At 65.3% G+C, this 16197-nt stretch carries 12 protein-coding genes and 1 pseudogene; 9 read left to right on the top strand and 4 right to left on the bottom strand.

What is annotated here, in order from left to right:
- The first annotated feature begins 455 nt into the window (after window positions 1–455).
- The 4 genes from AB5J55_RS43825 (at window position 456) to AB5J55_RS43810 (ending at window position 5891) form a co-directional block, all read left to right on the top strand.
- Window positions 456–1577 (top strand): IS630 family transposase, encoded by a 1122-nt coding sequence (locus tag AB5J55_RS43825; RefSeq protein WP_369275937.1) that lies wholly within the window; start codon window positions 456–458, stop codon window positions 1575–1577.
- 310 nt (window positions 1578–1887) lie between these two features.
- Window positions 1888–2841, top strand: coding sequence for a cupin domain-containing protein (locus AB5J55_RS43820; RefSeq protein WP_369275936.1), 954 nt, complete (start codon window positions 1888–1890; stop codon window positions 2839–2841).
- Window positions 2842–2868: 27 nt separating this feature from the next.
- Window positions 2869–3969, top strand: a complete 1101-nt coding sequence (locus AB5J55_RS43815; RefSeq protein ID WP_369275935.1) for a low specificity L-threonine aldolase — start codon at window positions 2869–2871, stop codon at window positions 3967–3969.
- Between the two features lie 122 nt (window positions 3970–4091).
- Window positions 4092–5891, top strand: a complete 1800-nt coding sequence (locus AB5J55_RS43810) for an FAD-dependent monooxygenase (RefSeq protein WP_369275934.1) — start codon at window positions 4092–4094, stop codon at window positions 5889–5891.
- Window positions 5892–6435: 544 nt separating this feature from the next.
- Here the strand turns inward: AB5J55_RS43810 and AB5J55_RS43805 are convergent.
- The 4 genes and pseudogenes from AB5J55_RS43805 to AB5J55_RS43790 form a co-directional block, all read right to left on the bottom strand.
- A pseudogene (locus AB5J55_RS43805) lies at window positions 6436–6600 on the bottom strand (transposase); the annotation flags it as partial.
- Between the two features lie 181 nt (window positions 6601–6781).
- On the bottom strand, window positions 6782–8446 hold the full coding sequence (menD, locus tag AB5J55_RS43800; protein WP_369275933.1) for a 2-succinyl-5-enolpyruvyl-6-hydroxy-3-cyclohexene-1-carboxylic-acid synthase: 1665 nt from the start codon (window positions 8444–8446) through the stop codon (window positions 6782–6784).
- Window positions 8443–9396 (bottom strand): o-succinylbenzoate synthase, encoded by a 954-nt coding sequence (locus AB5J55_RS43795; RefSeq protein ID WP_369275932.1) that lies wholly within the window; start codon window positions 9394–9396, stop codon window positions 8443–8445. Before AB5J55_RS43795 ends, menD begins: the two co-directional genes overlap by 4 nt.
- A gap of 28 nt (window positions 9397–9424) precedes the next feature.
- Window positions 9425–10324: a 1,4-dihydroxy-2-naphthoyl-CoA synthase gene (locus AB5J55_RS43790; protein ID WP_369275931.1), complete on the bottom strand. Its 900-nt coding sequence runs from the start codon at window positions 10322–10324 to the stop codon at window positions 9425–9427.
- Window positions 10325–10635: 311 nt separating this feature from the next.
- Here AB5J55_RS43790 and AB5J55_RS43785 point away from each other — a divergent pair, with 311 nt between their 5' ends.
- From AB5J55_RS43785 to hisC, 5 genes are all read left to right on the top strand, one after another.
- Complete coding sequence (locus tag AB5J55_RS43785) at window positions 10636–11835, top strand: AMP-binding protein (protein WP_369275930.1); 1200 nt, start codon at window positions 10636–10638, stop codon at window positions 11833–11835.
- A gap of 437 nt (window positions 11836–12272) precedes the next feature.
- Window positions 12273–13670 (top strand): isochorismate synthase MenF, encoded by a 1398-nt coding sequence (locus AB5J55_RS43780; protein ID WP_369275929.1) that lies wholly within the window; start codon window positions 12273–12275, stop codon window positions 13668–13670.
- A gap of 55 nt (window positions 13671–13725) precedes the next feature.
- On the top strand, window positions 13726–13914 hold the full coding sequence (locus tag AB5J55_RS43775) for a beta-eliminating lyase-related protein (RefSeq protein WP_369275928.1): 189 nt from the start codon (window positions 13726–13728) through the stop codon (window positions 13912–13914).
- A 51-nt stretch (window positions 13915–13965) separates the two neighbouring features.
- Window positions 13966–14313, top strand: a complete 348-nt coding sequence (locus tag AB5J55_RS43770; RefSeq protein WP_369275927.1) for a chorismate mutase — start codon at window positions 13966–13968, stop codon at window positions 14311–14313.
- A gap of 636 nt (window positions 14314–14949) precedes the next feature.
- Window positions 14950–16047, top strand: coding sequence for a histidinol-phosphate transaminase (gene hisC, locus AB5J55_RS43765; protein ID WP_369275926.1), 1098 nt, complete (start codon window positions 14950–14952; stop codon window positions 16045–16047).
- The last annotated feature ends 150 nt before the right edge of the window (window positions 16048–16197 follow it).

Raw genomic sequence — 16197 nt, 5'->3', positions numbered from 1 at the left:
CACCCTCAAAGGGGGCAGCTCGACCTGGAAGACCACGGCGACCGTTCCTTCGGGGCGTGGCCGTCCGTGTCGCACAGCGCGTCCTGGCGCTGGCCACCGCCGTCTGGCACGACAATGCAACCAACGCCCCGATCATCCAATCACTGGTCGCCTACGCCCACTGACCGGAGATCGAACTGTCGGCTGAACCGCGGTGTCCTCGTCAGTCAGTTCGACAAACGGATCCAGCGTCCAGAGGCCTGTATCGCCTGCGGTGAACGGGGGGCTCGCTGAGCGGGTCGTCGGGCAATCAGGCGCCCTGGAACAGGAGCCTGCGGAGACTGGGACAGGACAGCGGACGCCGAACAGGGCCGCGATCGTGATCGTGGCTAGTGCTCTGACCGCATAGGTTCGCCGGGTCGGTGGTCGTGGCGGTTGGATGTGGGGTGACGTCCGATCCGATCGCTGGAGGTGCGGTGGCTGAGCCGGTCCGTGTGCGCAGACTGACCGATCAGGAGGGGCAGAAGCTGCAGCAGATCGTGCGCCGGGGCAGCACCAGCACGGTGCGTTACCGGCGGGCGATGATGCTGCTGGCCTCGGCCGGCGGGAACCGGGTGCCGGTGATCGCGCAGCTGGTCCAGGCCGACGAGGACACCGTCCGAGACGTGATCCACCGGTTCAACGAGATCGGCCTGGCCTGCCTGGACCCTCAGTGGGCGGGAGGCCGTCCCCGCCAACTCAGCGATGACGACGAGGACTTCGTCATCGCGACGGCCACCACCCGCCCGGTCAAGCTCGGTCAGCCGTTCACGCGCTGGTCGCTGCGCAAGCTGGTCGCCTACCTGCGCAGAGTGCACGGGCGGGTGATCCGCATCGGCCGCGAGGCGTTACGCGGTCTGCTCGCCCGCCGCGGTATCACCTTCCAGCGCACCAAGACCTGGAAGGAGTCCCCTGATCCGGACCGCGAGGCGAAGCTGGACCGGATCGAGGAGGTCCTCGACCGCTTCCCGGACCGGGTCTTTGCCTTCGACGAGTTCGGCCCGCTCGGGATCCGGCCCACTGCGGGCTCGGGCTGGGCCGAACAAGGACATCCCGACCGGCTGCCGGCGACCTACCACCGCACCCATGGAGTCCGGTACTTCCACGGCTGCTACTCCATCGGCGACGACCGTCTGTGGGGCGTCAACCGCCGCAAGAAAGGTGCCGCGAACACGCTGGCCGCGCTGAAGTCGATCCGCCCCGCCCGGCCCGACGGCGCCCCGATCTACGTGATCATGGACAACCTGTCCGCCCACAAGGGCGCCGACATCCGCCGCTGGGCGAAGAAACACAAGGTCGAACTGTGTTTCACGCCGACCTACGCCTCGTGGGCGAACCCGATCGAGGCCCATTTCGGACCGCTGAGGCAGTTCACCATCGCCAACTCGAACTATCCCAATCACACCGTGCAGACCCGTGCCCTGCACGCCTACCTGCGCTGGCGCAACGCCAACGCCCGCCATCGCGACGTCCTGGCCGCCGAACGCAAGGAACGCGCCCGCATCCGCAGCGAGAAAGGCATCCGCTGGGGCGGCCGGCCCCTCGCCACCGCGGCCTGAGCAACCCCGGCGAACCTATGCGGTCACAGCACTAGCCGGTGGAGTGGTCAGATCTGCCGCCAGGGCCTGATTGCGGAGCACCACGGACTCCCCGGCCCCGAGCGTCTGATGCAGGTGGCCCCAGCCAGATAGTGAGCCGCCCGCCTGCTCAGCGCATAGGACAGCCGTTCACTGAACAGATCCTGCTCCGCCATGATCTGCATCCCTTGTGCCGTGATCCGACGCAAAGGGGAGTTCCGTACAGAAAAGTGGCGAGAGCTGCGCCGGAGTACAGCCCCGGACGGCAGTACACAATCGATTGGAAAGCACCATGAGTGCAGTCAGTGATAGGAGCGATAGCGGCGGTGTCACCTCGTGGGCTGGCGAGAATCACTTCGCGCCGCTGTGGATCGCTGCCGCCCGTGACGTGCCCACGGCTCCTACAACGAACGCGGTCCCCCACCACTGGCCATCTACAGCGATCCGGGATGCGATCGAGAACTCCTCCCTGCTCGTTCCAGAAGGCCGACCGGAACGCCGGATCGTGGGCCTGGCCAATCCAGGGATCGAGGGACCTGGCATCGTCGCGACCACGGACACGCTGTTCGCGGCGATCCAGATCATCCAGCCTGGTGAAAAGGTGCCTCCCCACCGTCACTCTATGTCGTCGATCCGCTTCGGAATTGAAGGTGATGCGGTTGTCACCTTGGTGAACGGCACGCCCGTGCCGATGCGGCCCCGCGACCTGCTGGTCCAGCACGCTGGCGAGTGGCACGAGCACCGGAACGACGGTCCGGCCCGCGGCGTGTGGCTCGACGGGCTCGACCTGCCGTTGGTGTCCCGCCTTGCGGCCATGTGGTTCGAGCTCCCGGACCGTCCGTTCGAAACAACTCAGGAGCATCCCCGACCGGTGCTGTACCGATGGGAGGAGATGCAGGCGGCGATCGATCGCACGGTTGCGGTCGACGGTGTGCGGCGCGCGCCGTACGGCGAGGACGGCCGTGTCACGGGCACGCTGGGCTGTGAGATCACAGCCATCGACGCCCGACGCTCGACGCCGAGGTGGCGTGAGGCGTCCTCGAGCATCGTGGTCGTTGTGGAGGGTACGGGAACAAGCGAGATCGAGGGCACCGCCGTCTCGTGGGCGAAGGGCGACGTTCTCGCCGTTCCTGCGTGGAGCTGGCAGCAACACCGCGCCAGTAGTTCCGCACTGCTCCTCCACCTCTCCGACCGGCCCGCTCTGGTCGCTCTTGAGATCTACCGCGAAGAGCGCGCGGACAGCTGACCGACGACACCAAGTCAGGGGTAACCCATGCTTCACGAACGGTGGATCGACCTTCGAACCGACGCGGTGGCCCACCCGACCGCAGCCATGCGCGAGGCCATTGCGCAAGCGTCGGTCGGCAGCGACCAGTTCGGTGAGGACCCGAGTGTGAACGCGCTGCAACAGCGGATGGCCGACCTGCTCGGCAAGCAATCGGGGATCTTCGTACCGAGTGGAACCATGGCAAACCAGCTCGCCCTGAAGCTCTACTGCCGTCCGGGAGACGACGTCATCATCGGGCAGGAAAGCCATTCGCTGTGGAACGAAACCGGTTCGGCGCCCGCCGTCGCGGGAGTGCAGTTCACGACCGTCGGCACCAATGGCACGTTCTCCGCCGACGACGTCGAAGCCGTCCTCAAGCCGCGAGGCCACATGCTCTACCCACCGACGACGTTGATCGAGGTGGAGAACACCCACAACCGCATGGGCGGCTTGGTCTGGGACCTGAAGCAGATGCAGGACGTCTGCGCGCTGGCACGGGAGCGGGAAGTCGCCACCTTCTGTGATGGCGCAAGGATCTTCAACGCGGCGATCGCCGGCGGGGAGGACCCTGCTGTGCTCGCGGCTCCGTTCGACTTGGTGGCGGTGTCGCTCACAAAGGGACTGGGCTGCCCGATCGGTTCGGTACTGGTCGGTTCGGCAGGGGACATCGCCAAGCTCGTCCGCTACCGGCGCATGTTGGGCGGCACCCTGCACCAGTCCGGGATCGCGGCGGCAGCCGGGCTCCACGCTCTCGACCACCACATCGAGCGGCTGGCCGAGGATCACGTGAACGCGCGCCTGATCGGTGAGGCGCTGGCGGAGGTGCCCGGTGTGACCATTGACCTGGACCGGTTGGAGACGAACATCATCGTATTCGACGTCCCAGACGCCGTAGCCGTAGCGAAACATGCGCTCGAGGCGGGCGTGAAAGTGCTGCCGTTCGGGCCACACAGGATTCGAGCGTGCACGCACCTCGACGTGTCGCGGGAAGACTGTCAACGCGCCGCCAACGTGCTCACGGCAGCTATCAGCTCGTGCACCAGTGCCGCGCAACTCAGCAAAAGGGTGCTCCTCACCGGGCCAGGATGGCCTGCACCGCGGTCATGAGCTCCGCGCAGAGCCGTGTCGGCCACAGCCGGACCGCGCAGTATCACTAGGACTCCGGACAGACAGACGACCTTGGCGCCGGGAACTCACCACAAGCGGCGCCATGAGGAAGGTAGGTAGCTTTGGACGCGATCGAGGTTCCTATCCTCATTGTTGGCGGTGGCGGCTGCGGACTCTCGTGCTCCATCTTCCTGACCGACCTGGGAGTCGACCACCTGCTCGTCGAGCGTCACTCGACCACATCGACTCTTCCGAAGGCGCACTACCTCAACCAGCGAACAATGGAGATCTTCCGCCAGCACGGCGTGGCGGATTCGGTCTATGCCGTCGGAGCCCCCCTGAAACACTTCGGCAAGGTCAGCTGGGTCACCTCCCTCGGCGATGCCGGCCCGCTGTACGGACGCACGATCGCCGAGATGGACGCATTCGGTGGCGGATCACTGACCTCGACCTATCTACGCGACAGCCCTTGCGCCCCGAGCAACTACCCGCTGATCCGGTTGGAGCCCTTGCTCCGGAGGCATGCCGAGGAGCGGGCTCCGGGACAAGTCCGGTTCGGCCACACCCTCTCCGATTGGTCGGAGGACGCCGATGGGGTAACTGCGGTCGGGGTCAACCGGGCCACCGGTGAGCCCTACACCGTCCGGGCGCGCTACGTGGTCGCTGCGGACGGGGGCAAGACCGTCGGCTCCCGCCTCGGCGTCAGGATGGACGGCCCGGTCAACCTCCTGGAGATGGTCAGCGCGCATTTCAGCGCAGACCTGTCGAAATGGTGGGACGACGAGTGCCTGATGACGTGGATCATCGACCCGGAAAGTTCCAATTCCTACGGGACCGGCGCGCTGGTCCAGCTCGGGCCGACCTGGGGCCGGGACTCCGAGGAGTGGATGATGCATTTCACCTTCGGCCCGGACAACCCGGCACGCCACGACGAGAACGCGATCGTGCCCAAGATGCTCGAACTGCTCAAGTTGCCGGACCTCGACCTGACGGTACACAAAGTCAGTCATTGGGTTCTGGAAGCCGTGCTGGCGGAACGCTACAAGATGGGCCGGTTCATCTTCGCAGGAGACGCGGCGCACCGACACCCGCCCGCTACGGGTATTGGCCTCAACACCGCAGTGCAGGACGCGCACAACCTGGCCTGGAAACTCGCCGCGGTCATACAGGGTCGCGCTGGCGACGGGCTGCTGGACTCGTACGAGTCGGAACGCAGGCCGGTCGGCATGCACAACGTGGACTGGGCCATGTTCAGTGCCTTGCACCATGTCGTCCTCGACGCCGGGGTTGGGCTCATTCCAGGTGCGCCAGCCGCGATGCGTAAGGCCGCCTGCGAGGCGTACTTCGCCGAAAGTCCTGCGGGCGAGCACCGCAGACGCCGGGCGGCCGAGGCAATCGGCGTGCTGCGAGCGGAGTTTCAGGCGCACGACTTGGAGATCGGCTATCCCTATGAAGCGGGGGCAGTCGTGCCCGACGGATCGCAGCCTCCACAGCGGGATCCTATGGGCTGTGTCCACCACCCAACGACGCGACCAGGCCACCGACTACCCCACGCATGGATCGAACATCTTGGGGATCAGGTGTCGACGCTCGACCTGGCTGAACGTGGATGCGGCTTCGTGCTCATCACAGGTTCTAAAGGCGCACCATGGTGCACTGCGGCATCAGCCACGAGCAAGCGTCTCGGCGTGCCGATCTTCCCGGTACAAATCGGTAGCACCTCGGATTACTCCGACCCGGAAGGATCATGGGCGCGGGTTTGCCAGATCGGCGACGACGGCGCCCTGCTGATCCGCCCTGACAATCACGTCGCATTCCGAAGTGCGCGCGCCGTCGCTGCCCCGGAGACCACTCTGGTCAGAGCGATGACCTCAGTCCTCGCACGGACACCTTCGGCAGCAAGTCGGTTCGTGACACGATAGCCGTAGGCTCGCGCCTTCATGACGCGCCGCCGAGCGCATCATGGCGCGGCTGTCCGCCGGCTCAGCCCCCACTCCCAGATGCGTCGCTGTACCGGGCCCGGATCCGCGGTGGATTCATTCACGAACGGCTGATTCCGTGGCGGGCTGTTCGAAGACAGTCCGCAGTGGTGTGGCCGCCCCCTGCTGGGCCGATTTGGGGCCTGGCTGGGCAAGTTGCGGGCGTAGTGGATGCGGCATCGCGCCAGGACGCGCCGCGCAGGGCGGCGCCGGTCGCGTCGACCCTGTCGAGTTGGGCATCGGAGATGACCAGTTGGACACCGCCCCAGCCGCGGGGGATCAGTGAGCCTTTTCAGCGGCCACCCGCCAGGGCGACGGACGATGGGCGATTGACCGGCCTCTGAAGTGCAACGCTCACAGCCCTGCCGGAGCCGACCGTCACTCGATCAGTGGCCACTCTGAAAAGGCTCAGTGAGCGCAGGAAGGCGGCCAGCCAGCGCCGTGCTCGGTGCGGTGGCGCCGTCCAGACCGAGCATCCCCGGGCGTCCGCGTCGACCCAGACGAATGCAGACGGCCCGGCGTCCAGGGGCCGATTGTGGAAGTCTGCGTCCAGGCGCCGGGTCATGGCGGAGACCTGGGACTGCGACAGCTGCGTGACGCCGAGGGACTCGGCGAGCTTTTCGACCCGGCGGGTGGAGAAACCGAGCAGGTGGCGGTAGCCATCACCAATGGTCAGCAGTGTCTCCATGTCAGAGCCGGGGCTCACCGGTGTTTGCCTGGTCCAGTCAGCGTCTGGCTGGAACTGAGCGGGCGGACACGGCGGGCTGCGCTCCCGGCTGCGGCCAACAGGTCGTTCATCCCGTAGGTCCGTGTGGTGGCCTCAGCTGGCCCGCTCAATCCATGGCCTTCCGAACAGCCTCGTGAGCAGCCTGCCGCAGTTGCTCATGTACGCGGGCGTTGGCCTCCCTGTCGGTGCGCGCTTCGACTATGCGCAGTCCGTTCCCCTCGATCGCCTGTGGCAGGGCAGTTGGGGACCGCAACAACGTGTGCGGCACGCCGTGGGCCTTCGCCAGGCAAGACAGGTCAACATTGTGCGGGGTGCCGAATACGCGCTCAAACCCGTCGGGCAGCGTTGCTTGGGGAAGTAGTGAGAAGATTCCCCCGCCTCGGTTGTTCACGACGATGAGCGCCAGGTCGGGGCGAGGGTCGTCTGGTCCCAGAATCAGCCCGTTTTGATCATGCAGGAATGCTAGGTCTCCTAGGAGCGCATACGCCGGCTTCCCGTGCACAAGGGCTGCCCCTAGGGCGGAGGAAACAGTTCCGTCTATGCCGCTGGCGCCTCTGTTCGCCAGAATCTGAAGTCCCCGACGTGGCCGCATGGTCTGATCCACATCACGGATCGGCATGCTGGCGCTGCAGAAAAGCAGAGTGTCAGTCGGAAGCAGGGCCACGAGGTCCCTGGCCAGTCGGGGTTCGGTCACTTCATCGTAGGAGTCAAGCACTGCGTCGACTGCTGCAGCCGCCGCAAGATCCGCAGCGATCCATGACCTTAGCCAGTGTCTATCGCCAGCGGGCCTTGGGATTTGTCCCGCCTGTGCCACGTGAGCCGCCGACCGCACAGGATCTGGCCAGCGGTTGAGGTTGTCGGAGACAACGATGTGCATCTGTGCTTGCCTCAGCATCGACAGCAAGGGCCGTGAGAGCCCAGGCTTGCCGACGGTTACTACCACGTCGGGGGAATGCGTCTTTGCGAACTCAGGTACGTCGAGCAGGAAGTGATAGGCGGACAGAGCGTGTACGCCGTAACGGGCATTGCTGGTCGGCTCCGCCATCACCGGCCACCCCGCCTCTCTTGCCGCGGCTACATACTGCTCGGCATTGACGGCTCCGTCACCAACGACGAGCACTCCCCGCTGCGTTCTCGGTACCTGCAGAACCGATCTCGGGGCTGGCGGGTGCACCTGCGTCCATGCCCTGGCGCCGTTGTCCAGTGGCTCGCACCAGTGCTCGTCTCCATCCGGAATGAGCGGCTCTCTAAACGATGCATTCAGATGCACTGGTCCAGGGTCGGGTGCCAAGGCCAATCCCCAAGCGCGGCCGGCCACGGACCGCCAGTAGGCGACCATGCCGGGTCGTTCCTCGGGAACTCCGATCTCGCAGCTCCACCGCGCCGCCGTGCCGTACAGCTTGACTTGGTCGGTGGTCTGGTTGGAGCCGGTGTCACGCAGTTCGGGTGGCCGGTCGGCCGTGAGTACCAGGAGGGGTACGTGCGACTCGTGCGCCTCGATCACCGCCGGGTGGAAGTTGGCCGCTGCGGTTCCTGAGGTGCAGATGAGTGCAACGGGCCGGCGGGAGTGCTTGGCCATGCCTAGCGCCAGGTAGGCGGCCGAGCGTTCGTCCATGCGGACGTGCAGCCGGACGCGTCCGGCTGACGCAGCAGCCTGGAGTGCGATGGCGAGCGGCGTAGACCGAGAGCCGGGTGCCAGCACCGCATCGGTCATGCCGCAGCGCAGGAACTCGTCCACAAGCACCGTCGCCAGCGCAGTGGCCGGGTTCACTGGAGCACCGCCTTGCTCATCGGCGGGGCGTCCAGCAGCGCCTGTGCTTCGGCTGTCCGCCGCCGCCACGCTGGGCTTTCGATCTCGTACGGGCGGAACGTCTCTTCGTCGAGATCAGGGCGTCGTACTTGGATCTGGCCCCCGACGGGGAGCAGCGGGTCATCCACGACGTCTCCCTCCAGCAAGGCCAGCGTGGCCAACCCGCAGGCATAGGGAAGGTCAGGCAGCGCTGCCGCGAGCGCCAAGCCGGCAGCCAGTCCCACCGAGGTCTCCACCGCGCTCGACACCACGGCCGGCAAACCGCACGCCTCGGCCACCCGCAGCGCCATCATCACGCCGCCCAGTGGCTGCGCCTTGAGGACGACGATGTCGGCAGCCCCTGCGGCCCGCACTCGAAGAGGGTCTTCCGCACGGCGGATCGACTCATCCGCAGCTATCGGTACGTCCACCATCCGCCGCACATGTGCGAGTTCCTCCAATGTCCCGCAGGGCTGCTCCACGTACTCGAGATCGAACCGGCTAAGGTCCCTGATCATCCTCCTTGCATGATCGACATCCCATGCGCCGTTGACGTCGATACGTACCCGGCCTGCCGATCCGAGTGCCGCTCGGACGGCCTCGACTCGGGCGATGTCATCAGCGTCGCACTGGCCGCGCTCTGCCACCTTCACCTTCGCCGTCCGACACCCCGACGCCTTCGTCATCGCATGCGCCTGCGCTGGTGGAACCGCGGGAATGGTGACGTTGACGGGGATCCAGTCGCGCCGGCGCGGCGGCCAGCTGCCCTGTGCCGCTTCCATCGCAGCAGCAAGCCACCGGGCCGACTCTCGAGGGCCGTACCCGGCGAAGGGAGAGAACTCCCCCCAGCCGGCGGGGCCTTGGAACAGGACACCTTGCCGGCGCTGCAGTCCGCGATACGAAGTTCGCATGGGGATGGAGTAGAAGCGCACTGCGCCCCCTGCCCTTAGGTATCCAAGTTCAGAAGTGCTGAGGGAATAGGGACCAGTCGGGTCTGCGTTTTTCCAGGAACGACTCGCGTCCCTCTGCGGCCTCGTCAGTCATGTAGAGCAGTCGGGTGGCTTCGCCGGCAAAGAGTTGCTGGCCGACGAGGCCATCGTCGATAAGGTTGAAGGAGAGCTTCAGCATGCGCTGCGCAGTGGGGCTCTTCCCGTTGACCTTTCTGGCCCACTCCAGTGCTGTCTCTTCCAGCTCGGCGTGCGGAACAACGGCATTGACCATGCCCATCCGGTGTGCGGTCTCCGCGTCGTAGGTTTCGCCGAGGAAGAAGATTTCGCGAGCGAACTTCTGCCCGACTTCGCGGGCTAGGTAGGCCGAGCCGAACCCGCCATCAAAGCTGGCGACGTCTGCGTCGGTCTGCTTGAACCGGGCATGTTCCCGACTGGCCAGCGTCAGATCGGCTACGACGTGCAGGCTGTGTCCGCCACCAGCTGCCCAACCCGGCACCACACAGATGACCACCTTGGGCATGAACCGGATCAGACGCTGCACCTCCAGGATGTGCAGCCGCCCGGATCGGGCCGGGTCGATCGACTCGCCGGTCTCGCCCACGGCGTACATGTAGCCGTCCTTGCCGCGGACGCGCTGATCACCACCCGAGCAGAATGCCCAGCCCCCGTCTTTGGGCGAGGGTCCGTTCCCTGTCAGCAGTACGCACCCCACGTCCGTGGTCATCCGGGCGTGATCGAGGGCTCGGTACAGCTCATCGACAGTGTGCGGGCGGAAGGCGTTGCGTACCTCGGGCCGGTTGAACGCGATGCGCACGGTGCCCTGGTCGATGGCCCGGTGATAAGTGATATCCGTGAACCCGAACCCGTCCACTTCCTTCCACGCCTCGGTGTGGAAGAGGTCCGAAACCATCTTTGGTTCCCCAATCCGGCTTGGGTGCGAGCATGGCACTGCTTAACAAGCGGTACGAGGGCCGGGTGGTTTCCGGATCACCAGGACCACCGAAACGGCTGTAGAAGTCGTGTGCTCGCGGGCTTGAGCGTCGAAGCGGGCCAACAGGCGGACGGTCATCCGGCGGCCATGACGCAAGGTTTCAGACAGTGCGCCGGCACGCCCTGCAGGGCCTGGCACAGTGAGTGATCCCTTCTTGAGCGCCTCCCCCGGCGCCGTGGCCAGGCTCTCGCGGGTATTCACCAAAGGGGTCGATTACGATCGACAGCACCATGGACCGCCCAGTGCACGCCCTCATTTTGCCCCCGGGCCGGAGGCTGTACCGGGCCCTGGCCGCTGCCATGGACGGCAGCGGCCCTGCGGTGTGCCCGCTGTCCCCGAGCTTCCCTCCGCCCGAGCTGGAAAGACTCCTCAAAGCGGTGGCGCCTGCCGCAGTTGAAACAACCGCGGGTATACGACCGTATGCTCCGCGAAGCGGCCATGCAGAGGCCGTCGGTGTTCCTGTTGCAGCCAGTACTGCCGTACTGATCGCCACTTCGGGTTCAACCGGCTTTCCGAAAGTTGCGGAGCTTTCTGTCGATGCCCTCCGACACTCTGCTGTTGCCGCGCTGGCACGGGTGGAGGCGGGTGTCAATGACCGCTGGCTGTGTTGCCTTCCCACGCACCACATCGCGGGCATCCAGGTACTCATCCGGTCGCTGGTCACCGGGAGCGAACCGGAGATCCATCCGCGCTTCGACATCGCTGCGGTGGCGGAGTCCGACGCGCATCATGTGGCCCTGGTTCCCAGCCAACTGCGCCGTCTTTTGGACAGGGGCGTCAATCTGGCCAGGTTCCGGAGCATTCTCCTCGGTGGCGCCCCGGCTCCCCCGCACATGCTCGCCGACGCCCACGCCCTCGGGGCCCGCACATTCGCCACGTATGGAATGAGTGAAAGCTGCGGAGGCTGCGTCTACGACGGCGCGCCTTTGGATGGCGTTCGAGTCGAAGTGGGAGCCGAGGGACGGATTCGGCTCGCTGGGCCGGTTCTGTTCAGTGGATACAGACTGCAACCGCAGTTGACCGCTGCCGCCCGCGACGGAGACTGGTTTGTCACTCACGATCTGGGGACGTTCGACAATGGCGTCCTGCGGGTGCGTGGCCGCGTTGACGACATCATCAATACTGGTGGCGAGAAGGTCCTCGCCACGGAAGTCGCTGCTGTCCTCGCCCGACATCCCAGCGTCAGCGATGTAGCCGTTGTGGGGCGCCCCGATCCCGAGTGGGGCGAGCGTGTTACTGCCGTGGTCGTCCCGTCCGGCTCGGCACCTAGCCTCGACGAGCTGCGCCGCTGGGTGGGGCGGGTTCTGCCCGCCTACGCCGCCCCGCGCGAGCTTGACCTGGTGGAAGCCCTCCCGCTGCTGCCCTCCGGCAAGCCCGACCGCCACGCCCTGATCCGCGGCCGTCATGCTCGGCGCATCGCGCGGCCATGATCGCGTCCGCGGCCGCTACCGCCGCTTTATGCCCTGATGTCCAGCCTCCGTCGGCCCTTGCCGGGTTCGGATACGCAGCGGAATTGGGTGCTAACACAGCGTCGAAGTAGCGCCAACCGGGATGAACCAGACAGCCAGCCTCCAACGTAGTGGGGTTATGAAGCAGGTCCCCCATGCACCAAGGAGCAAGTCATGGTTCTTGTCGACAGCTCCGACCTACACACACTAAAGACTTGGGCACATCGCCGGCAGCTGCCGTCCTTGTCGAGCATGACTGCCGAAGGCGCAGGCTCTCGCGACCTCGACGGCACCGCCATCTCCCGGGAAACCGGTTGCCCCCGCATGGACGTGGCAGCGCCACCAAGCCACGGGCACGGCGCTGATGTTCCGGCTGACGGACGCCGTCACTGTGCGCGTGGGCGTGGACAGGACCGAGCATGATGAAACCTGACCGGCCTTCAGCGGCCCGCATACTGGCCTGCCTTGACCTGTCACTGGAGCACCTGCTGAAGACGGCTCACCGACGTGCACAGCGCATTCGCCGGCCCGTACTGACGTCCGCCAGCGTAGTTCTCGAGGACGAGGGGACACTGCAGCACCTGCTGCCGCTGACGAGACACATGCCGCAGTGGACAAGCTTCGCCAGCGAGGCGCAACGCATAGTGACCTGGGGGGCCGCAGCACGTATCCGCGACAACGCAGACCTCTTCTCTGTGAAGGCGAGCTGGAGCGAGCTGGTAGCCAACGCCGTGCGCGATGAGCTGACGGAGCAGATAAGCGGCCCCATCCTCATCTTCGGGCGCTCATTCGCTGAAGAACACAACTCCCAAGGACTGTGGAGGCTGTTTGGCCGATCCCGTGCCATCGTCCCCTGGATATCCATACGGGAACACAACAACAGGCTGGTTGCGACTGCCTCGGTCGTAGTAGGGCAGAACGACGCCCCCCTCGATGCGGGGCGAGGGCAGACGGAGCCTTCCTCTCAGGCACCGCCCCCTCCGGTCGATGCAGAGACCGCCTTCCTCGCAGCAGCCGAGAAAGCTATCGCACGGCTGCGCCTCGGAGAAGCTGAGAAGGTCGTACTGGCGAGATCGGTACGGGTGGAGACGGGGGCGACTGATCCACTCGCGATACTCGGCCGGCTTGACGTGAGGTATCCCCAGACCTGCCGCTTCGCCATCTCGCTGTCCGGCACCACGTTCCTGGGCGCTACCCCGGAACTGTTGTGCAGCGTGCAGGGGCGGACGGCCCGGACGATGGCGCTCGCAGGATCGATACCGGCGGGCGCGGGCGACGCTGCTGCATTGTCGGACCCGAAGCTCCGCAGGGAACACTCCATCGTTGCCGAGCACATCGAGCAGGCCCTGCGTCCGCGTTCCGACACGATCACCATGGATCCAGAACCTGCGGTGGTCAGCCTTTCGAACATCCGCCACCTCAGAACCGACTTCCGGGCAACGTTGACGCACCCCGCATCGGTGCTCGACGTGGCCCAATGGCTCCATCCGACGCCAGCGATCGGCGGGTGCCCTACTCCTGAGGCGTATTCACTCATCAGAGAGCTCGAAGGCTTTGATCGGGGCTGGTACACGGGGCCCGTCGGGTGGACCGACGCTGCAGGGGACGGCGACTGTTGGGTTACCTTGCGCTGCGCGTTGCTGACGGAATCCGCCGCCTATCTTTTCGCTGGCGCAGGAATTGTCCGCGACTCCGACCCAACCATGGAACTCGCCGAGACCAACTGGAAATTGGCAGCCATGCTGGAGGCACTCGGCTTGCTGCCACCCGAGGCAGAGCGACAGACAGCCAGTCAATTCAAGAATATGTTCAGTTGATCGACGGATCCACCCGTCGCCTCTACCGAACGTACGACCCCCTGGAAGGCACCCAATGATCGACCTGCGCACTGACGCAGTCACCCGCCCCACCGCCGGGATGCGTGCAGCAACGGCCCAGGCACCGGTAGGCAGCGATCAGTTCGGTGAGTATCCGAGCGTCAACGCGCTCCAACACCGCGTCGCCACGCTTCTCGGCAAGGAGAAGGCCCTGTTCGTGCCGACCGGGACCATGGCCAACTAGCTCGCACCGAAGCTGTTCACGGGGACGACGTCATCATCGGCCACTCAAGCCATGCGCCGCGCAGCCAAGCTACGGGCCGGACTTCGGAGGATCGGCAAACAGGCAATCGTCGGACGAAGGCACCACTCCGCCATGGAAACGACAACCAACAAACCTGATGAAGACACATACATCGTGGAACTCTGGGATCATATCCAGGAGATCGATGAGCGAATCATTCAACTCCTAAGAGAGCGTGCCGAACTTTCGAATCTCGTTGAGTCGGCACGACTGAAATGCGGAGGCACACGCACAGAACTCGCAGCAGAAAATGCCGTATTCCGGCACTATGCCGACGGATTGGGCTCTCGTGGATCCCGACTAGCCGGCAACGTTCTTCAGGTCTGCAGACAGCCCTGATGCCACACGACCGGTGCACCCAACCGCGCAGGATCTGATCAGCTGTCCGCATCCCGTTCTCCGGATACATCAGCTCACGCAATCATCATCGAGCCGCCCCTGGCGTACAGCATGAATTACCAGCATTCCGCAACAAGCAAGTCAGCACCCCGGGAAACACTATGCCGACGCTCCGCATAGGGCACTCCATAACAGACTTCAAGCTCTGGAAGTCCACATTCGACCGGTTCGCTGCTTCCGCTGGAAGTCAGGGGTTCACCAACACCGCATCAAGCGCCCGATCGACGATCCAAACTACGTCATCATCGATCTCGATTTCGCCGCGCTGGCCGATGCGGAGAGGCTCCTTCACGCCTTACAGACCAAGATATGGACATCGCCCGATAACACCCCGGCCCTCGTTGGAACGCCACAGGCCAAAATCATCCAGCTCTTCAGCGAGAGTCAGCCAGCGCAGCCGGCAGCAGCACCCAACCCTGCAGCGCAGACAGATGCGCCGTGACAGTGAGCGTCACTCAAGCTGCGGTCGAACTGCTGAAGCTGTGAGATCTGCGTGCGCTTCGGTGACGCCGCCCAGGCGTGTCTGGGCCCCCGTCTGAATAAGAACGCACGGGAACAGCGGAGGTGAGACGTGCGGTGAGTGACCACGGCCCCAGACTGCGTGCCGAGTTGGACTGTGTCCCGGCCTCCAGGGCGGGCGCGATCCATAGACTGGCAGCACACAGGTTGTCCCACAACGAGAACCCCTACCCGCCGCTCCCCGGAGTGTTGGAGGCGATCTACGCGGTCAGGTCACTCAATCGGTACCCGGACATGGCCTGCACCGCACTGATGAACGAGCTCGCCCAGCGGCTCGGCGTCCCTGTTTCCCATTTGGCCACGGGCCCGGGCTCGATCGGCGTGGCCCAGTCGCTTCTGCAAGCGACATCAGGACCTGGCGACGAGGTCATCTGCGCTCGGCTGTCCTTCCCGGCCTACCCGGTCATCACGAAGATCGCAGGAGCGCAGTCAGTGCAGGTTCCGCTAACCGTTGGCGATGTGCACGACCTGGAGGCAATGGCTGACGCAGTCACCGACCGCACCCGGCTGATCTTTATATGCAACCCGAACAACCCGACCGGCACAGTTGTGCGTAGACAGGAACTGGAACGCTTCCTCGACCGTGTGCCTACCGATGTTCTGGTGGTGCTGGACGAGGCGTACCAGGAGTTTGTTCGAGACACTGACGCACCGAACGGCCTCGACATCTACCGCAGCCGGACGAACGTGGCAGTGCTGCGAACGTTCTCCAAGGCGTACGGCCTTGCCGGACTGCGGGTCGGTTTCGCTGTGGCACATGAGCCGGTCGCAGCTGCGTTGCGCAAGACCGCCCTGCCCTTCGGAGTCAGCCAGATAGCCCAGGATGCAGCAGTGGCCTCGCTGCGCGCGGAGAGAGAACTACTCGAGCGAGTCAACTCGCTCGTGCGTGAGCGCGGTCGGGTCTGCAAGTCGCTCGCCGAACAGGGCTGGGTTCTCCCGGAGACGCAGGCAAACTTCCTGTGGCTGCGGCTGGGGGGGCGCACGATCGAGTTCGCCGAGGCCTGTGAGCAGGCCGGTGTAGCGGTGCGACCATTCGTGGGAGAAGGCGTCCGAGTCACGATCGGGGTGGCTGAGGCGAATGACACATTCCTGCGCGTGGCCGATACCTTCTCGCCAAGCCTTGCGCGGGCACGGCGACCTCTCACTAGGCCCTAACGGCCCGTGAGGCGAGCCGGCCACAGCCGCGTCACGCAGGTTATTTGATCACTGCCTTCTGCAACACACTTTACGACCTTGTGCACGGTTGGCCTTGGCTCGTCGAGGGTCACGGTGCTGACCTTGTTCACGCTGCAAAGCTGCGGGAGA

The organism is Streptomyces sp. R11, from assembly GCF_041051905.1.
In the GTDB taxonomy this organism is placed as follows: domain Bacteria; phylum Actinomycetota; class Actinomycetes; order Streptomycetales; family Streptomycetaceae; genus Streptomyces.
This window is presented reverse-complemented; position numbering and strand designations above follow the sequence as displayed.